This window comes from Desulfatitalea tepidiphila, from assembly GCF_001293685.1.
GTDB lineage: Bacteria > Desulfobacterota > Desulfobacteria > Desulfobacterales > Desulfosarcinaceae > Desulfatitalea > Desulfatitalea tepidiphila.
This window is the reverse complement of the sequence record NZ_BCAG01000006.1, coordinates 379,487-397,935: the sequence shown is the minus strand read 5'-3', so window position 1 is coordinate 397,935 and position 18,449 is coordinate 379,487. Positions and strand designations below refer to the sequence as shown.

At 57.9% G+C, this 18,449-nt stretch carries 21 protein-coding genes and 1 tRNA gene; 3 read left to right on the top strand and 19 right to left on the bottom strand.

The window, feature by feature from the left end:
• Positions 1-32: 32 nt before the first annotated feature.
• The 18 genes from rpsO to DFT_RS21685 all read right to left on the bottom strand — a co-directional run bounded on the left by rpsO (position 33) and on the right by DFT_RS21685 (position 14,800).
• Entirely contained in the window at positions 33-302 is a 270-nt protein-coding gene (rpsO, locus tag DFT_RS21765; RefSeq protein WP_054033333.1) for a 30S ribosomal protein S15, read from the bottom strand.
• A 49-nt stretch (positions 303-351) separates the two neighbouring features.
• The gene (truB, locus tag DFT_RS21760; RefSeq protein ID WP_161807228.1) at positions 352-1,149 is read right to left on the bottom strand and encodes a tRNA pseudouridine(55) synthase TruB; all 798 of its coding nucleotides are present in this window, start codon (positions 1,147-1,149) and stop codon (positions 352-354) included.
• On the bottom strand, positions 1,104-1,250 hold the full coding sequence (locus DFT_RS26375) for a hypothetical protein (RefSeq protein WP_161807227.1): 147 nt from the start codon (positions 1,248-1,250) through the stop codon (positions 1,104-1,106). The genes truB and DFT_RS26375 overlap by 46 nt, the downstream gene beginning before the upstream one ends.
• On the bottom strand, positions 1,235-2,230 hold the full coding sequence (locus DFT_RS21755; protein ID WP_054033331.1) for a DHH family phosphoesterase: 996 nt from the start codon (positions 2,228-2,230) through the stop codon (positions 1,235-1,237). Before DFT_RS21755 ends, DFT_RS26375 begins: the two co-directional genes overlap by 16 nt.
• Positions 2,211-2,573, bottom strand: coding sequence for a 30S ribosome-binding factor RbfA (rbfA, locus tag DFT_RS21750; protein WP_054033330.1), 363 nt, complete (start codon positions 2,571-2,573; stop codon positions 2,211-2,213). The genes DFT_RS21755 and rbfA overlap by 20 nt, the downstream gene beginning before the upstream one ends.
• Before the next feature lie 20 nt (positions 2,574-2,593).
• A complete protein-coding gene (locus tag DFT_RS21745; RefSeq protein WP_235506299.1) occupies positions 2,594-2,911 on the bottom strand; it encodes a DUF503 domain-containing protein in 318 nt (105 codons plus the stop codon).
• 3 nt (positions 2,912-2,914) lie between these two features.
• Positions 2,915-5,614 carry a translation initiation factor IF-2 gene (gene infB / locus DFT_RS21740; protein WP_054033329.1) on the bottom strand — a complete coding sequence of 900 codons (2,700 nt, stop codon included), beginning with the start codon at positions 5,612-5,614 and terminating at the stop codon, positions 2,915-2,917.
• Between the two features lie 62 nt (positions 5,615-5,676).
• The gene (gene nusA, locus DFT_RS21735; protein ID WP_054033328.1) at positions 5,677-7,098 is read right to left on the bottom strand and encodes a transcription termination factor NusA; all 1,422 of its coding nucleotides are present in this window, start codon (positions 7,096-7,098) and stop codon (positions 5,677-5,679) included.
• A gap of 17 nt (positions 7,099-7,115) precedes the next feature.
• On the bottom strand, positions 7,116-7,610 hold the full coding sequence (gene rimP, locus DFT_RS21730) for a ribosome maturation factor RimP (RefSeq protein ID WP_076750827.1): 495 nt from the start codon (positions 7,608-7,610) through the stop codon (positions 7,116-7,118).
• A gap of 188 nt (positions 7,611-7,798) precedes the next feature.
• Positions 7,799-7,874 (bottom strand) — tRNA-Gly (locus DFT_RS21725).
• Between the two features lie 66 nt (positions 7,875-7,940).
• A complete protein-coding gene (locus DFT_RS21720) occupies positions 7,941-8,291 on the bottom strand; it encodes a MerR family transcriptional regulator (protein WP_054033327.1) in 351 nt (116 codons plus the stop codon).
• A gap of 105 nt (positions 8,292-8,396) precedes the next feature.
• Positions 8,397-10,811: a phenylalanine--tRNA ligase subunit beta gene (pheT, locus tag DFT_RS21715; protein ID WP_054033326.1), complete on the bottom strand. Its 2,415-nt coding sequence runs from the start codon at positions 10,809-10,811 to the stop codon at positions 8,397-8,399.
• Positions 10,812-10,841: 30 nt separating this feature from the next.
• Positions 10,842-11,849, bottom strand: a complete 1,008-nt coding sequence (gene pheS / locus DFT_RS21710; protein ID WP_054034101.1) for a phenylalanine--tRNA ligase subunit alpha — start codon at positions 11,847-11,849, stop codon at positions 10,842-10,844.
• A gap of 94 nt (positions 11,850-11,943) precedes the next feature.
• Positions 11,944-12,291: a 50S ribosomal protein L20 gene (gene rplT / locus DFT_RS21705; protein ID WP_054033325.1), complete on the bottom strand. Its 348-nt coding sequence runs from the start codon at positions 12,289-12,291 to the stop codon at positions 11,944-11,946.
• A gap of 11 nt (positions 12,292-12,302) precedes the next feature.
• Entirely contained in the window at positions 12,303-12,500 is a 198-nt protein-coding gene (gene rpmI / locus DFT_RS21700; RefSeq protein ID WP_054033324.1) for a 50S ribosomal protein L35, read from the bottom strand.
• 179 nt (positions 12,501-12,679) lie between these two features.
• Positions 12,680-13,216: a translation initiation factor IF-3 gene (gene infC, locus DFT_RS21695; RefSeq protein WP_054034099.1), complete on the bottom strand. Its 537-nt coding sequence runs from the start codon at positions 13,214-13,216 to the stop codon at positions 12,680-12,682.
• A gap of 516 nt (positions 13,217-13,732) precedes the next feature.
• Positions 13,733-14,236 (bottom strand): nucleoside deaminase, encoded by a 504-nt coding sequence (locus DFT_RS21690; protein ID WP_054033323.1) that lies wholly within the window; start codon positions 14,234-14,236, stop codon positions 13,733-13,735.
• Positions 14,237-14,245: 9 nt separating this feature from the next.
• Entirely contained in the window at positions 14,246-14,800 is a 555-nt protein-coding gene (locus DFT_RS21685; protein WP_054033322.1) for a type I restriction enzyme HsdR N-terminal domain-containing protein, read from the bottom strand.
• A 188-nt stretch (positions 14,801-14,988) separates the two neighbouring features.
• Between DFT_RS21685 and DFT_RS21680 the strand changes: the two genes are divergently transcribed.
• The 3 genes from DFT_RS21680 to DFT_RS21670 are packed head-to-tail and all read left to right on the top strand — an operon-like array spanning position 14,989 to position 17,456.
• Positions 14,989-16,044 carry a deoxyguanosinetriphosphate triphosphohydrolase gene (locus tag DFT_RS21680; protein ID WP_054033321.1) on the top strand — a complete coding sequence of 352 codons (1,056 nt, stop codon included), beginning with the start codon at positions 14,989-14,991 and terminating at the stop codon, positions 16,042-16,044.
• A 25-nt stretch (positions 16,045-16,069) separates the two neighbouring features.
• The gene (locus DFT_RS21675; protein ID WP_054033320.1) at positions 16,070-16,693 is read left to right on the top strand and encodes a YkgJ family cysteine cluster protein; all 624 of its coding nucleotides are present in this window, start codon (positions 16,070-16,072) and stop codon (positions 16,691-16,693) included.
• A complete protein-coding gene (locus DFT_RS21670; protein ID WP_054033319.1) occupies positions 16,674-17,456 on the top strand; it encodes a YkgJ family cysteine cluster protein in 783 nt (260 codons plus the stop codon). Before DFT_RS21675 ends, DFT_RS21670 begins: the two co-directional genes overlap by 20 nt.
• A gap of 163 nt (positions 17,457-17,619) precedes the next feature.
• On the opposite strand, the gene DFT_RS21665 is transcribed toward DFT_RS21670, so the two are convergent.
• Positions 17,620-18,438 (bottom strand): SDR family NAD(P)-dependent oxidoreductase, encoded by an 819-nt coding sequence (locus DFT_RS21665; protein WP_054033318.1) that lies wholly within the window; start codon positions 18,436-18,438, stop codon positions 17,620-17,622.
• Positions 18,439-18,449 lie beyond the last annotated feature (11 nt).

The window sequence follows — 18,449 nt, the reverse complement described above, 5'->3', positions numbered from 1 at the left end:
ATGGCCGCAGGCGTGATCCGCGGACTGGATGGCTATCGGCGAAGTCCTAATGTGTCGATAATCGTGCGATAGCGTTGCACATCGTTCTTTTTGACGTAGTTGAGCAAGCGACGACGGCGGCCCACCAACATCAACAACCCGCGGCGTGAATGATGATCTTTCTTGTGAATTTTCAGGTGCTCGGTGAGATAAGAAATCCGATGGGTGAGCAACCCGATTTGAACTTCCGGGCTACCGGTGTCGGTGTCATGCAGTTTATATTGCTCAATCAGCTGCTTTTTATCCTCTGTTGTGAATACCACTTTCGTGCTCCTCCTTATTGATCAACCAGTTTGATGAGTTTGCTATGAATTATTTAAAAACACAACCATAAACGTAGGTGCCGTCTTCCGGGGACCACTCGATCAGCGCCCTTAACGTGTTGGCCCGATCAACGATCATCAGGGTGTCGGCCGGTGAGCCCATGGGGTCGCGCTCCTTGAACCATTCGGGCTTGAGCGGGCGGCCCTGTTCCATATGGGCGATCATCTGGTCATCGGCCGTCACGGACGGCATGCCTTTCAATGCCTCGGCCATGGGGATCAGCACCTGCCATGGGTCGAGCTCCCCGAGTCGGTCGAGCGTTACGGCCTGATCGAGACCGAAGCCGCTGCTTTCCGTACGGCGCAGCTCGGCCAAATGGCCACCGCATCCCAACGTCTGGCCGATGTCGTGGCATAAGGTGCGCACATAGGTGCCGGCGGAACAGGCCACCTCAAAACGGACATCGGGCAACGCGACCTGCAGGATGCGCAGGGTCGAAATGGTGACCTGACGGGGCGGCTTTTGGACCGGTTTGCCACGACGGGCCAGCTTGTACAACGGCGTGCCTTGGTGCTTAAGGGCCGCGAACACCGGTGGATGCTGCCATTGTGGCCCTTCCAAACCCCGAAACACCGACGCCAGAGACGATTCATCCAGATCGGGCAGGGGCGCCGTGGCGACGATACGGCCCGTGGCATCCTGGGTGTCGGTCGTCGAACCCAGCCGCATGACGGCCTCGTACCGTTTTCCACCGTGCAAAAAGAAGCGCGCCAAGCGGGTGGCTTGATTGATACAACATATCAGTACGCCGGTGGCGAAGGGGTCCAGCGTTCCGGTATGCCCCACTCGGGCGGCTCCCATTTTTTTTTGACTTCGGCCACCACCTTGGCCGAGCTCATGCCCGCCGGTTTATCGACGACGACGATGCCGTTCAGACCGCTTCGCATGCGTCGCTGAAGGCTTCGGAAAGTTGCATGAGCTGCTTTTTGAGGTCGGTCAGGGTGCTGTCGATACTGAATCCTGCCGCCTCGGCATGCCCGCCGCCGCCGAATTGGGCGGCGATTTTAGCCACATCGACACCGCTGTCCGAGCGCAGGCTCACGTGGTATCGCGCTTTGCCCCGGGTGGCGGCGCCATTGTCGCACAACTCATGAATCAGCGCGGCCACTTTGACATCCTCAATGCGGCGGGCATAGTTGATGATGCCATCGATATCTTCGGCCTGTGTGCCAGTTTCGCGCAGCATGCGTTGGCTGAGCGTCATGACGGACAGTTTTCCATTGGGTGAAATCTCCAGCGAATCCAAGGCCAGGTTGAGCAGTTTGATCCGGCCCAGCGAATAGGTGCCGTATACGTGTTGGGCGACCTGGTAAGGATCCGCCCCCAGGCCGATCATCTTTTCGCAGATGGCGAATGCCGACCGGTTGGTGTTGGAAAAACGAAACGAGCCGGTATCGGTCAAAATGCCGGTGTAGATGGCGGTCGCCATGGCGCAATCGATCGGCACCGGCAGCTTCTGGATCAAATGATAGAGGATCTCGGCAGTGGCGCAGGCATTGACATCGATGAACTGAAGATCGCCGAAACGGGTGTTGGTGATGTGGTGGTCGATGTTGATGACCAAACATTTTTTACATATGGCGACCGCTTCGGCACCGATGCGATCGATATCGCCGCAATCGAGGACCAGGGCCACGTCGAATCGGGCGTCCGGGTCCAGGGTCTGTTTGATCTCCTGCACCGAAGGCAGGAAGCGATAGACCATGGGGATGGGGCTCGGGTTGAACAGTTGGACCTTTTTGCCCATGGCTTTTAGCGCCAATCCGAGGGCCAGCACCGATCCGATGGCATCTCCATCCGGGTGGATGTGGGAGGCCAGCATGAAGGTCTGGTGTCGCTTGAGTTGATTAATGATGGTTTGCATCATTTTTTTTCACCGCTTTTAACAACTGCTCGATGCGGGCACTGTAGTCAATGGTTGTATCGTAAAAAAATTTAAGGTCCGGCATATATCGCAAACCCAGGCGTTGGGCAAGCTCGCGCTTGACAAATCCATGGGCCTTTGCAAAGCCGTCCGATGCAGCCTGGCTCGTGTCCGCCCCTTGGGGGGTGGCAAAATAGATCTTGGCGTTACGCAGGTCGCGGCTCATCTTCACGCCCGTGATGGTGACGCCGGCCAGGCGCGGATCGCTGATCTGTTTTTGCAACAGTTCGGCCATGGTCTCCTTGATCAGTTCGCCCACACGGTCGCCGCGCGTATATGGTCTCATGCCAACCCGCTTTGTTATGGTTACAGATGGATAATTTCCATCTCGCTGTCGATCATTTCGGCCAGTCCCAGCTCCTCGACGAAATCGAGGAGCTTGTCGATCTTGGCGTTGATCACCTGGTGATCCGCGCCGGCCAGTGCGAATCCGATCTGGGCGCGCTGATGAATGTCGTTGGCCCCCACCTCGGCCACCGAGGCGTTAAACTGGTTGCGCACCTGATGAATAATCGCCTTGACGATGCCCCGCTTGGTTTTCAATGAGCGGCACTCGTGCAGCCGGAAGGTGAGCACGCCGATGCCCACCACCATATGCGCCTGGGCAGAGGATTTTTTAGCCATGCGCTAAACGACTTCCGGCTTGATCTCCTCCAGATAGTAGGCCTCGATCACATCGCCGATTTTAATGTCATTGTAATTTTCCAGAGCGATACCGCATTCATATCCACTCTGAACCTCTTTCACGTCGTCCTTGAAACGGCGCAGCGAGGTGTTTTTGCCTTCATAGATAATGACACCGTCACGCAATAGCCGACAGAGCTGCCCCCTCTCGATTTTGCCATCGGTCACATAGCAGCCGGCGATGGTGCCCACTTTGGGAATGTGGAACACTTCGCGCACTTCGGCGTGCCCCACGGCATGCTCTTCGAAGGTCGATTTCATCATGCCCACGATGGCATCTTTGACCTCTTTGATGACATTGTAGATGATGTTGTGGTAGCGGATGTCGACATTTTCTTCGTTGGCCATCTCCTGGACCTTGGGATTGGCCCGGACATTGAAGCCGATGATGATGGCCTCAGAAACCGCCGCCAGAGAGATATCCGACTCGGTAATGGTGCCGGTGGCCGAGTGGATGATGTTGATGTTCACCTCTTCGTTGGAGAGCTTGAGCAACGAGTCGCGAATCGCCTCCATGGAGCCATCCACGTCGGCCTTGATAATGACGTTCAGGTCCTTGACCTCCCCCTCCTGCATGCGCTCGTAGAGTTTTTCGAGACTCAGGCGGCTGGTCTTGGCCAGTTCTTTGGAACGCTGTTTCTGGATTCGGTATTGGCTGACCTGCTTGGCATCTTTTTCATCCTTGAGGGCCACCATTTCATCGCCGGCCATGGGCACTCCAGACAGGCCGATCACCTCTACCGGGTGGGAAGGTCCGGCTTCATCGACCTTTTGTCCGCAGTCATCGAGCAGCGCGCGCACCTTGCCGTAGTGTACGCCACAGACCACCGCGTCGCCGGCGCGCAACGTTCCCTCCTTAACGAGAACGGTCGCTACCGGGCCGCGCCCGGAATCGAGCTTGGCTTCGACCACGTGCCCCACGGCCAGCTTGTTGGGATTGGCCTTGAGTTCCAGCAGTTCAGCCTGCAGCAGGATCATCTCCATCAAGTCGTCGATGCCGGTTTGCTGCTTAGCCGAAACCTTGACAAAAATGGTATCTCCGCCCCAATCCTCGGGGGCAACTCCCACTTCGGACAATTGGCGTTGGACGCGATCCGGATTGGCATCCGGCTTGTCTATCTTGTTGACCGCTACGATGATCGGCACCTTGGCGGCCTTGGCGTGGTTGATGGCCTCCACCGTTTGGGGCATGACGCCGTCGTCGGCGGCCACCACCAGAATGACGATGTCGGTGATATGGGCACCGCGGGAGCGCATGGCCGAAAACGCCTCATGGCCCGGGGTGTCCAGAAAGGCGATCTGGCCCTTTTCCGTGCCGACCAGGTAAGCGCCGATATGTTGGGTGATACCCCCAGCCTCGCCAGCGGTGACACGGGACTTGCGAATCACATCCAGCAGGGATGTTTTGCCGTGGTCGACATGCCCCATGATGGTCACCACCGGTGGTCTCGGCAGCAAGGTTTCGGGTGCATCGGTTTGGGTGGTCTGTAAAATGGTTTCCTCCTCGAAGGCGGCGCGTTCGACTTCATACTCGAATTCGGATGCCACCAGTGCGGCCGTGTCGTAATCGATGGTTTGATTGACCGTCACCATGACCCCCATGGCCATCAGTTTCGCTATCATGTCGCCGGCCTTGATCCCCATGCGTTTGGCCAGATCCGACAAGACGATGGTGTCGTCGATCCGGATGCGGCGCTTGATCGCCTTGGCCGTGGTGATCTGGGTTTTTTGGGCCGCCGGCTGGGCTTTGACCTTGCCGCCCTTACGACCCTTTTTGGGCCTGGCACGATCGTACAGATCAGCCCCTTCGACGACTTCTTTTTTCCGGAACGAAATTTTCTTTTTCAGGAACTTTTTGTCTTGCAGGCCCTCTTCTTCTTCGGCCGCCTTCTTCTTGCCCTTTTTCTTAGGCCGCTCGCCCTTGGGCGGCGCAGCGGCTTCTTCGGTTTTCACGACCACCGGTGCTTCGGGAACCGGTTCGGGCACCACCTCGGGCTCAGGTTCCGGCGCCACAGGGCGTTCGGGCAGCTTGATGATTTTGGCCGCCGTCTCTTTTTTCTTTTTCTTGGGTTTGGCCGCAGCCTTGGCCGTGGTCTCCGTTTCGCGGGACGGCTCAGCGGAGGCAACCGTCTCTTCGGCCGGTGCCTGCTCCTCGGCCGTCACCGTTTCGGTTTCTCCTTCCGGCGCTTCGGGGGTTTGGGCCGGTGCTTGCTCTTCGGCCGGTGCCGCAGGCGCTTCCGCGACTTCTTCGATAACGGCCTCGACCTTTTCAGGTGCTTCGGTGACCGCTTCCACCGGCTCCGCCGGTTCTTCCGCGACCGGCTCGACCGGCTCGGACTCGGGCGTCTCTTCCACAGGCGCTTCGACCGCCTCTTCCGCCTCTGCCGGCGCCGTTTCGTCGGTCGTTTCGGCGACGACTTTGCGGCGTCTGCGAATCACCGTGGGCTTGACGCGCTTTTCTTCAAGTTCGGGTGCGGGACCGCCTTGGATGAAATGTCGAATCTTTTCCTCTATCTCTTCATCGATTGCGCTCATGTGGGAGTTGAGGCCAAGATCGAGCGGGCTGATCGTATCAAGCAGATCCTTATTGGTCATATTGAGCTCGCGTGCCAGCTCGTAAACTCTTTTCTTGGTTTGTATCATCCATCCCCCTTAACTTGATTGTCCTTGCCGTCGCTCGGCACAGCCTTCCGTTCTGCTTGCGGCTAATTTTGGGGCGGCACGTCAGTTTCATCCGTATCCCCCTGTGCGGATTCCTGTGCCGCATCAGGTGGATCGGCCTCATCGGCCGACGGTTCGGTATCTGCCTGTGTTTCCGCATCCTCGCTGCCCGATTCCGATGCCGTGGGCGTTTGGGGCGCGTCGGCGGCCTGGGCCTTGACCTTTTTGGCCTTTTTGAGGGCCTCCTGGGCATTGGCGATCAGTTGTCTGGCCTTTTCCTCACCGATGCCGCGAATCTGCACGAGATCGTCGATATCGGCCGCAGCCAACTCCTCTGCGGAGTAATATCCTTTTTCAAACAGCGCATCGGCCATGCTCACCCCGACACCGTCCACCTGAACGAGGGAATCGTAACCACTCTGCATGGCTTGGTTGTACTGGGTTTCACTGTTGACGTCCAGATGCCAACCGGTCAATTTGGAGGCCAGGCGCACGTTTTGACCTCTTTTGCCGATAGCCACCGAAAGAAATTCGTCGGGTACGATCACTTCCATGGAGCGATTTTCCTCGTCGATGATCACCCTGGAGATTTCGGCCGGTGCCAGGGCATTGCAGACAAACTTGGCCGCATCGACGTGCCATGGGATGATATCGATTTTTTCACCCCGCAGTTCCTGGACGACGTTTTGAACCCGGCTGCCCTTCATGCCCACACAGGCGCCGACCGGATCGATATCCGAATCCTGCGACGACACGGCGATTTTGGCACGGCTGCCCGGCTCCCGCGCGGCCCCTTTAATGTCGACGATGCCCTCGGCGATTTCCGGCACCTCGGTCTTGAACAGCATCACCAGAAATTCCGGATGGGTCCGGGTCAAGACGATCTGGGGCCCACGGGTTTCATACAGTACATCCAAAATCAGGGCCCGAATCCGGTCACCCCTGCGGTAGCTTTCGCGAGGCACTTGTTCGCGCACCGGCACGACCGCTTCGGTGGCCCCCAGGTTGACGATGATGTCGCCGCGATCGAATCGCTGAACGATACCGTTGATGATTTCGCCCTTACGATCGATGAAGCTGGAATAGACGGCGTCGCGTTCGGCGTCCTTGAGTTTTTGGATGATCACCTGCTTGGCCGATTGGGCGGCGATGCGGCCGAATGTGCTGGCATCCATTTTGGTTCCCAGGCTGTCGCCGACTTCACAATCGGGATCGAGGCGGCGCCCCTCTTCGAGGGTCAGTTGCAGGTCCGGCTCATCGATCTTCTCCACGACCTCTTTGAACTGAAAGACTTCAATTTCACCGGTTTCTTCGTTGTAGTTGGCTTCAATATCGATTTTAGCGCCATATTTTTTTCTGGCCGCGGAGCGTAAGGCTTCCTCCAACGCCTGGATGAGAATCTGGCGGTCGATGCCTTTGTCGCGGCTCACTTGTTCGACAACGCGTTTAATGTCTGCTATCAACATGCGTTTTCTCCATTGTGTTATAAAAGATGCGCCTTGACGATATCTGCAAAAACGATGTCCCTGTTCTGATCGTTGATTTTGAGGCGAACCATCGTTCCATCAATACCTTCCAACGTTCCGGTGAAATTTTTTTGACCGTTCAAAGCCCTTGCAATTCTAATTTTCACCCGGTGTCCGCGATACCGTTCGAAGTCGCTTAACCGGCCCAAGGGGCGCGATATCCCCGGAGAGGAGACCTCCATGTGATACGACTCCTCCACGTCCAGGGCAACGTCCAGCAGATCCCCCAACTGACGACTGATGCGGGCACAATCGTCGAGGGTGATACCACCGGGCTTGTCCAGGTAGACACGCAGCGTACGGCCACCCGGTTCGCGTTGGTACTCCACGTGCACCAGCTCTACGCCCTCGCTTTGGCACAGTGGTTCGGCCACCTGCCAGACCCGACCGACGATCGGATTGCCCGTGATTCCGACCACGGAAAGCGCACTATCGTCGTTACCGGCCACCATCTGCCTGCCCTCCTGGCGAAAAAACAAAAACGGGCTTGAAGCCCGTTCCCCTGTAAAGTAGATCCTTCTCAAGAAGGATGCGCGTATCCGCTATTTGGAACCGATCATCTGAATCACAAGTTCAAAGCCGCACCTACTTTGCCTCTACTTTACCAAGTTCGGTTCAGATGAAATACCGGACTTTTGGGTGGAGCGGGCAACGAGATTCGAACTCGCGACACCAAGCTTGGGAAGCTTGTACTCTACCAACTGAGCTATGCCCGCTCGCAGAAGCCCTATATAGGACAGCCTTTCAATGATGTCAACCGGTTTCATCGGTTCGTCAACATTCTATCCAAGCATGTCCCTGATCGCTTTCAATTCAGCGTACAGCTCTTTGATGACGGTATCCTTATCGGGGGCCACGGCGGCATCGGAGCGGCCTTTTTTGAGATGCTGGCGGGCGCCTTTTATCGTAAACTTGCGCTCGTAAAGCAAGTGTTTGATCCATAGGATCAATTCGACGTCGCTGCGGCGGTAGAGCCTTTGCCCGGCATCGGTGCGCTGCGGTTTGATGCGCGGAAACTCATTTTCCCAGAATCGCAGCACGCTCGGTGGAACCTGGGCAATGCGGCTCACTTCGCCGATGCGGAAAAAAAGCTTGTCCGGAATGTCGGGCGGGTTTTCTGTCGGTGCATTCATCAGCGCTCCTTTTTACTTTTGGAGCGTGCCGGCGATGGTGACCGGCGTTCCCCTAAAGCTTATCCCCGTCGGGTGGTCATGTCCACTGCGCGCCTGGCGCTTCGGTCAAGTGGGCAGGCCTGCATTGAAGTGGTCTACCAGCCGATCGGTAATGCGTTTGTGCAGGCGGTTCACCTCTTCGTCTTCCAAGGTTTTTTCCCCCGATCGGTAGACGATGCGCAGCGAGACGCTTTTGCGGCCCTCGGTGATGGGGGCACCCTGGAATACGTCGAACAGCCGGACCTCTTCGACCAGGGATTCGTCCATCTGATCCACCAGACGGAGCATTTCCGCCGCTTCTATGGCCTCGTCCAGGATCAAGGTGGTGTCCCGTGCGGTCGGCGGATACTTGGGCAGCGCCGTAAACTGGATCGTTTCCGGAATATGGGGCAGAAGCCGGGCCAGGTCCAGTTCGAAAATGAACGCGTCCTGCTTCAGCTCGTAAACGCCGCACACCTTGGGATGGACCTGGCCGACGAGGCCCACCTCATTTCCGGCCACCATGATTTTAGCGGCAACCCCGTAACGCAAGTAGGTGCACTGCTCGGGCTCGAGCCGCGTAAACCGAACCGGCGCGACGCGCAACCCTTCGAGTACCCCCTCCACGGCCCCTTTGATATCGTAAAAATCGCACGGTACAGGCCTGGTGTGCCACTGTTGATCGATGCGATCCCCGCTCCACAAGGCGACGAGCATGTCCTTTTCAACCGGTTGGCGGTCGTTTCCTTCGCTGATGAAGATCTTGCCGGTTTCGTACAGCTTCAGGTTTCTGGACTGGTAAGAGAGGTTGCGCCGCATGGTTTCGAGCATGCCGGGTATCAAGCTGGTGCGCATGACGGCTTGGTCTTCGCTCAGCGGGTTGAGGATGGCCAACTGGCGGCAGCGCGGATCTGCTTCAGGCAACCGCAAGCGTCGGCAGGAATCGTTGTGCACGAAACTGTAGTTGATCGTTTCCGTGAAGCCCATACCGGCCAGCAGGTCGCGCATTCGCTGGCGTTGGGTCAGCAGTTTGGGCGGTGGCTGGATGGCCGCAGGCAGGGTCGGAAAGGTGACCGGGATGTTGTCATATCCCATGCGCCGGGCCACCTCTTCCATGAGGTCTTCCTGACGGCTGACATCCACCCGGAAGCTTGGGGTCGCCACTGTCAGCAGGTCGTCGCCCTTGATGGCTGTCTCAAATTCAATTTCCGTGAGCAGGCGTGCGATCTCGTCGCGTTCGACCGCCGTGCCCAGCAGACGGTTGGTCGCCGATACGCTCAGTTCCAATGTCGGGGCCTGGGGCAGGTCATAGGTCACATCGATGCACCCTTCGACCAGTTGCCCGTTGCCGATGTCAACCATCAGTTGGGCGGCGCGATCCAGCGCATAGCGCGTGCCTTTCGGATCCACCCCCCGCTCGAAACGATGGGAGGCATCGGAGTTGATGCCCAGGCGCTTGGCGGTCTTGCGGATGCTGATGGGGTTGAAGTAGGCGCTTTCAATGAGCACGCGGGTGGTTCCCGGATCTATCTCCGAGTTCAGGCCGCCCATCACGCCGCCCACGGCCACCGGCTTCCGGCCGTCGCAGATCATCAGCATGTCCGCTTCCAGGATGCGCTCCTTGCCGTCCAAGGTGGTGAAGTGTTCGCCGGCACCGGCGGTGCGCACCACGATGCGATTTTCGGCCAATCTGTCGAAGTCGAAAGCGTGCAGGGGTTGACCGGTTTCCATCATCACGAAGTTGGTGATGTCCACGATATTGTTGATCGGCCGCAAACCCACGGATCGGAGGCGGTCCTGCAGCCAGAAGGGAGAGGGGCCGACCGTAATGTTTTCCACCACCCGGGCCGCATAGCGCGGGCAGTGATCCGGGGATTCGATGGTCACCGAGGTCATCTGTTCGATGCGGCCATGGGTTTCGGGCAGCCGGATCTCCGGGCGCCGGATCGAGGCGCTGTCCAGGGCGGCCACTTCCCGGGCGATGCCGATCACACTCAGGCAATCGGGCCGGTTGGGGGTGAGGCCGATCTCGAGAACCGCGTCGGTCAGCTTCAGGGCCTGGTTCAGCGGCGTGCCGGGCGGCAGGTCGCCCTCCAGCGCCATCAAGCCCGAGTCGTCCGCCCCCAGGGCGAGTTCGGCCGCACTGCAGAGCATGCCTTCCGAAGCTTGCCCCCGAATCGTGCCGATTTGAACCACGGTACCGTTGGGAAGTTCGCAGCCGACTGTGGCCAGCGGGGCCAGCATGCCCTCGGCTGCATTGGGCGCACCGCAGACGACCCGGCAGGTGCCCTGGCCGGTGTCCACGGTGCAGAGCTTCAGCTTGTCGGCATTGGGATGGGGGGAGATCTCGCGGATCCTGGCGACGAGCACCTGGTCCAGGTAGGCGAAACGCTCCTCGATCGCTTCGACCTCCAAACCCGCCATGGTCAGCAGGTGGGCCAGACGATCGACCTCCATTTTTACCGGAACATAATCTTGCAACCAGCTCAAACTAATTTTCATGATCTACCTGCTCGCTTCAAATTTGCCGCGCTAGAACTGTCTGAGGAAGCGGATGTCGTTTTCATAATATCTGCGGATGTCGTCGATGCCGTATTTGAGCATGGCGATGCGTTCGACCCCCATGCCGAAGGCGAAGCCGGTGTACCGGGCCGTATCGTAGCCGACATTTTCCAGAACGGCCGGGTGAACCATGCCGGATCCGAGGATTTCAAGCCATCCGGTCTGGGAGCAGACCCGGCAGCCTTTGCCGCGGCAGATGACACAGAGGATGTCGACCTCGGCGCTGGGTTCGGTGAAGGGGAAAAAGCTGGGACGGAAACGCACCCGGGTCTGGGTGTCGAACATCTGGTGCACGAAGCTCGTCAGGGTGCCTTTCAGATCGCCGAAAGAGACGTTTTCGTCCACGAGCAACCCTTCGACCTGATGGAACATGGGCGTATGGGTGATATCCGAATCGCAGCGGTAGACCTTTCCCGGGGCGATGATGCGCACCGGCGGCTGCCGTTTCTCCATGACCCTCGGCTGAGTGGGAGAGGTGTGGGTGCGCAGGACGATGTCGTCCGACACGTAAAACGTATCCTGCATGTCGCGGGCAGGATGGTCTTTGGGAATGTTCAAGGCCTCGAAGTTGTAGTAGTCGCTTTCCACTTCCGGGCCTTCCACCACTTCGAATCCCATCCTGGTGAAGATATCGCAGATGCGGGTGGTGATGAGGGTGATGGGATGACGTGATCCGGGGGCAGTCTTTCGGCCGGGCAGCGAGACGTCGATTCCCGCCGACTGGTCCGCGCCGTCCCTCTCGATGCGTTCCAGGGCCGCCAGGCAGGCCGCGGCAATGGCCTGCTTGACCTCGTTGGCCTTGCGGCCGGCGGCCGGTCGATCGTCTGCGGGCAACTGGGAGACGGCGCGCAAGGCCTGGGTCATCAGCCCCTTGCGGCCCAGGTACCTGGTATTGATGTCCTGTACGGCGTCGACGGTGGTCGCTGTGTCAATCTCTTTCAGCGCCGCTGCGCGGATTTGATCGATACTCTCCACGATAGTCTCTTTTTGTTCGATGGTTGCCAATATGACCTGCGGCCGTCACTCGAAAGGACGGCCGCAGTATGGGTAGTTTTCCCGATGGGAAAAGCGGCTACTGTTGCGAAGCCAATGCAGCGATTCTGGAAAAACCGGTGGGGTCGGACAAGGCAAGCTCAGCCAGCACCTTGCGGTCCAAAGCGACATTGGCCTTTTTCAATCCGCTGATAAATTTGCTGTAAGACAGGTCGTTCATTCGCACCGCCGCATTGATGCGGGCGATCCACAGGCGCCTGAAATCCCGCTTGCGCTGGCGTCGATCCCGGTAGGCGTAGTTGAGTGCCTTGTCGACCGAATCGGCGGCCGTACGGAACAATTTGCTGCGGCCGCCGCGGAAACCCTTGGCCAGCTTCAACACCTTTTGACGCCGTCGGCGGGCCTTGAATCCTCTTTTGATACGCATGATCTTTCTCCTTATCCGTTGGGCAGCAACCGGCGCACTTCTTTCATGTCGCTGGCCTTGATCAATTGTGGCTGCCGCAGTCCCCGTTTGCGTTTGGGGCTCTTCTTGGTCAAAATATGGCTGGCATGGGATTTGGAAAACGCGTATTTCCCGCTCCCGGTTTTACGAAACCGCTTGGCAGCCGCGCGATTGGTTTTGATTTTGGGCATCGTCCGTTTCTCCTGATAGTGTTGCCGTGTCTGGTGGCATTTCTGCTTTGTATGTGCAAGATCTAAAAAAACAGTTGGCGCGAGCGCCGCATTTGAGGCGCCAAATCCACGCCAACGACATTATCAAACCGGATCCGACTCAGGGACCTCGCATTCGGCTGGTGATTCTATCGCCGATCCTATTTCGGCGCCAGCACCATCATCATGGTTCGCCCTTCGAACTTCGGGAGTTGCTCGACGATGGCAAGCCCCTCCATTTCCTGGGCGATCTGTTCGAGCAGCTCCCTGCCTCGGTTGGAAAGGGCGATCTCCCGCCCTCTGAACATCACCGTCACCTTGACTTTATCCTTACGCTCAAGGAACTTGCGGATATGCCCGAGTTTGGTCTGCAGATCATGGTCGCCGGTTTTCGGTCGCACCTTGATCTCTTTGACCTGAAAGGTCGTCTGCTTTTTCTTGGCCTCTTGCTGTTTTTTGGTCTGCTCGTATTTGTACCGCCCATAGTCCATGATTTTGCAAACCGGTGGATTGGCGGTGGGAGACACCTCGACAAGATCGAGTCCAAATTCCGAAGCAGCCGCAAGGGCCTCACGGATCGCTAAGATGCCGAGTTGGTTACCGTCCGGATCGATAACGCGAACTTCCCTTGCACGAATACCCTGATTCAATCGTGTTCGTTGCGACGAATCATCCTTTGCAGATTTATATTGAGCTATGCCAACACCTCCTAGACTACGGGTTGGGTCGTTTCGGCCCCTACCGACCATTGCCGATATGTAGCCCATTGAAATCAGCGAAAATTTTTAAGGGCTACGCTTCTAAAAGTTTATTTCATTATATAAACACCCGCGGAAATGCAAGAAAAAAAGACGTTGACCAGTGATTCTAACCTAATCCCATTCCTTGAAACCCGGCGTGGGTGAAACGGGTGGCCGATGCCACACGCCAAGCGGTCAAGAGCCAGTAAAATGCACGGCGGGCGACCCAGAAACTCGCTGCGCTCAAACAGTCTGGGCCGCTTGTCCGCCGTTTGCATTTAACTGGCTCTAAGAGCGCAGGCTCACGTGGCCCTGGCCACCTGCCCCACCCACGCCTGCCACCTCCGATGTCATGCGAATTTTTTTATCAAACACCTTTTGTAATGCATTTCCTTCAGGGTGAATCACTTTCAGTTAGAATTGCTGGACGTTGACCTGTTGAACATTCGTGGACGAGCATCCCTTGGTCCCCCGTCAGGTCTGTGTCAATGTGTATCTGGCCAGGTCGCTGTCCTTCCAATAGTCGATATGGGGTTTTCTATAAAAGGATTGAAACAGGGACAGGCTCTCCTTTCGGCAAATGCCGGATATGATGTGCAGTCCGTTGCCGCTGTAAAGCGAGGGCAGCCGGGAGCGGTCGCAGGCGGTACCGCCCCCCATGGCATCCTCGTAGGCGTAGACCAGCGTGCCGATGCCGCTGATCAGAATGGCCCCGAAACACATCAGGCATGGTTCCAGGGTGGCGTACAACACCATGCGACGGCGATCCAGGGTCGCATCAACTCGCTCCAACTGCCGCAAGGCGAGGATCTCGGCATGGTCCAGCTCGCTGGGAAGGGACTGCCGGGTGTGGATCCGTTCTCCTTGGGCGACAATTTCGCCATCGGACACGATGACGCAGCCCACCGGAAACTCATCTTTATCAAGCGCTTGCCGCGCAAGGGTCAAGGCCTGTTCCATGTATCGTTCGTGGTGCATGATTCGATCCTATTCCAAACGACATATGGTGCCATCGCAAGGGCACCGATCATCCACTTCGAACGCCATGACGATCCGGGCCGCCATCTGGGCGTGCAGGTTCGATACAGGCGCCCAGAGGTGATGTTTCAGCCGGTCAACGAGCTGAGCTTTCGAAGGAATCTGGTCAAGGCCCGAAGCCGTTAGGCGTCCCGTGGCCCCGTCGAGGATGTCGGCCTCTTCGCCATTGGTGACGACCACCACGGGAACCTGGTCGGACGCCACCAGTTTGGCCAGCGCCAGGGCCGGCCGGTGCCGCGTGATCAGCGACCCGGGACCGTATTGCAGCACCATGACCATATGGTCGTCCCATTGAACGATGAAAGTGACCGGAACCAAAGCGGATTTCCCGCCGGCCGTGACCTTCACCGGTTGTCCCGAACGAATTTCCGAACGATCATACCCCTTTGTTTCCAATAGTAAACGCGCAATTTTCTGGCGATAGCGCTCGTCGTGGGTGTCGTCTACGATACGTCCGGTGAGGACGTCTTCCAGTTGGCCCAGTATGAGGTGATGGTCATTCATAGCGTTCCGTTGCTGTTACGAGCGGGTTGAACCACCGATGCGCAGGTCCGCCTTGGGGCGGAATTTCAAGTTGCCTGGCAAGGCGGAATGGGGTACCTATGGTCGACATAACAGCCTATATCACATTGGCAGGCGGCTGTTAAATCGATAGTGTGAGCGTCGGCCCTGCCGGAAGATCGAACAGAGACATGACATTACGTGAGGAATTTGAAAGACGCGAGGCCAATTTCATGTCGCCCTATGGGTGCCTGAGCGCCCACTCACGCGGGCGGTGGCGGCCCGAACCGGCCTGCCCGATCCGAACCGCATTCCAGATCGACAAGGACCGGATTCTCTTCAGCAACGCCTTCCGGCGGCTCAAGTACAAGACCCAGGTCTTTCTCAATCCGTCCGGCGACGAATATCGCACGCGCTTGACCCATACGTTGGAGGTGGCCCAGATTTCCAGAACCATCGCCCGGGCCATGTTTCTCAACGAGGACCTGGCCGAGGCCATCGCCTTGGGGCACGACCTGGGGCACACCCCGTTCGGACATGGCGGCGAAGCGGTGCTCAAAGAGATTTTTTCCAGGGGCTTCACCCACCAGGCCCAGAGTGTGCGGGTGGTTCAGATCCTGGAGAATTCAGGCCAGGGGCTCAATCTCACTTATGAAGTGTGCGACGGCATTTTGAGGCATTCCAAGGGATATGGAAAGATCATGCCCGACAACCCCCGCGAGCTGCCGGCTACTGCCGAGGGTTGCCTGGTGCGGGTGGCCGATATCATGGCCTATCTGAATCATGATCTGGACGATGCCATTCGCAGTGGCGTGATCACCGAGAGTGATGTCCCCGAGGTTTGCACCCGGGTGTTGGGCAAGACTCCAGACGAGCGCATCACCATCATGATGACCGACCTGATCACCACCAGCCGGCCCTGCAATGGCCAGATGGTGTGGGACATGACCGACAAGGTCTATGGCGCAATGACGGTTCTGCGCGAATTTCTGTACGAGCGCGTCTATCGTTCGCCGCTGGTGCACAACGAATTCATCAAGGCCAAAAAGGTCATGTCCGAGTTGTATGACCACTTGCTCGAAAACGAGCCGCTGTTGAATGACGAGCTGGCCAAGATGCGCCTGCCGGCTTTGGATGCCAACGGCTCCTCCAGGGAGCGCCGGGTTTGCGACCTGTTGGCCTGCATGACCGATCGATACGCTTTGTCCCTGTACACCAACACTTTTTTCCCTGCCCAGATGCGTTGAGATGAGCGGCAAGACAGGATCGACCATGGACCAACATCGCCATCTCATGGCAGCGCTGGCAACCCTTTATGCCGAAATGGACCAGGCTTACGAGGAAGCCGCGCGAAAAAACGGTTTCACATGCCATGGCTGCGAGGAGAATTGCTGCCGCACCCTGTTTTATCATCACACCCTGACCGAATATTTGTTTCTCCAAGAGGGATTGGGGCAACTTTCGGCCGAAACGCGGCGTCGATTGGCCGGGCGGGCCATTGAAGTGCGGGATCGAATGCAACAGACCGAAGCGGCCGGCAGACCGGTGTCTGAGATGTGCCCGTTGAATGAAGACGAACGCTGCATACTCTACGCCCATCGTCCCATGATTTGCCGCTTGCATGGTGTTCCGCATCGGTTGGAGCGGCCCGGCGGACAGAGCCAGGTCGGTCCCGGGTGCCGTGAGTTCGATCGCCAGTGCGGCTTGCAGCCCAAGGCGCTCCTCGATCGGACCCCGCTCTACACGGCCATGGCCCAACTCGAGAGGCGGGTTCGGGCCTTGTGGGATTATCGGAACAAAATCAAAATGACGCTCGCCGAAATGATCGCCACCATTCTTTCGGACGATGACGGCGGGCCGTTGGCGGCTATGAGAAATGAAATACATCGCCCCTGATCAGATCGAACAGGTGCCCGGTCGGCAAATTCGTCCCGGCGAGCACTTTGCCTTTCGCTGCCACGCGCAACTGTCCTGCTTCAATCAGTGTTGCCGGCACCTCAACCTGTTTCTCTATCCCTATGATGTGCTGCGTCTCAAGAATCACCTGGAGATGACATCGGACCAGTTCATCGACCAGCACGTGGACGTCTTGCTTCGCGAGGGGCATTACTTCCCCGAGGTGCTGCTGCGCATGAGCGAAGAAGGCGACCATCCCTGCCCGTTTCTCACCCCGCAAGGCTGTCGGGTATACCCGGCGCGTCCGCACACATGCCGTCTGTTTCCCATAGAGCAGGGGGTGCTTTTCGATTCGGCCCGGAAGCGCACGACCCCGGTCTACTTTTTTCGGCCCTTCGATTTTTGCAAAGGGCCGGGAGAACCCCAGACCTGGACCGTTGAAGCCTATCTGAAGGACCAGGACGCCGGCACGCATTATCAAATGAACCTGAAATGGGCTCAAGTCCGGCAGCTGTTTCAGGCCGATCCGTGGGGCCTCGAAGGCCCCCGGGGGCCCCGGGCCAAGATGGCCTTCATGGCTGCATACAACATCGACCGTTTCCGGGAATTCGTCTTCGGCAGCAGTTTTCTAAAACGCTATCATGTCAAGTCCACGTTGGTGAAGAAGATACGCCAATCAGACGAGGCCTTGCTGGAATTCGGATTCGAGTGGATCCGTTTCTTCGTGTGGGGCAAGCCGTCCAATCAGATGAAGGTGCGATAATAAAATAACAGGTAGGAAAGTCGGAAAGTAAGAAAGTATGAAAGTTAAGGAATTCTGACTATGGATTAAATTTTTCGCGCAACGCCGATATCGTGACAATTGGTCATTTGTGGATGGGCACTGCTTATGTTTAGGCGCGTTTCATTCGACATCACAGGCCAACCTACGGTTCAGCCGGCTCCGGCATGGGCGCGATCTTCTCTCCCCCCAATACATAGCCCCCGTCAAGGCGCAACACACTGCCGGTCATGAAGGGCGCATCTTCGATGATAAAGCGGACCGCCTTGACCACGTCATCCAAACGTCCGGTGCGCCCCAACAGGGTGTGATCCGTGACAGCGCGACGCTGGGCCTCGTCGAGCAGGCCCCATCCGCGTGTGCCCTGGGCGTGGCGGGTCTCGAAGATGCCCAGCATGATTTCGTTGACGCGCACCGTCGGCGCGCCCAATCGCGCCCAGGTTTCTGTGAGCAGGGAGATGCCGCGGTTGGCGGCAGAGTACCCTTCGTTGAAGAGGTAGCTCGCCGGTCCGCTGCGGCCCACCAATCCAGCGATGGAAGAGAAGTTGATGACGACCCCGTCTCCAGATTGCTTGAGATGGGGCAGCGCGGCCATGAAGGTCCACTGTTTGGCCCGCAGCGTAGTGGCCAGTTCCATATCCCATTGCTCACGGATATACTTGCCGTGGACGATCGGCATGCCCCCGCGCTCGATGTTGTTGATCAACATATCCAGACGGCCGAAGCGCTCGATGACCTGCTGCACCAGGGCGTCCACGGCCGCCGGGTCGGTCAGATCGACCGGTACGATGAGATGCGTCGGGTTGGCCGCCGCCGCGTCCTCCTTCAGGGAGGGCAGGCTTTCGGGCCAATCGTGATAGGTATAGGCGACGCGGACGCCGGCCCGCGCGAGGTCCAGGCCGATGGCCTTGCCGATCCCTTTGACGCTGCCCAGCACCAGGGCCACCTTGTCGGTCAGTTGCATGGTTGCAATCT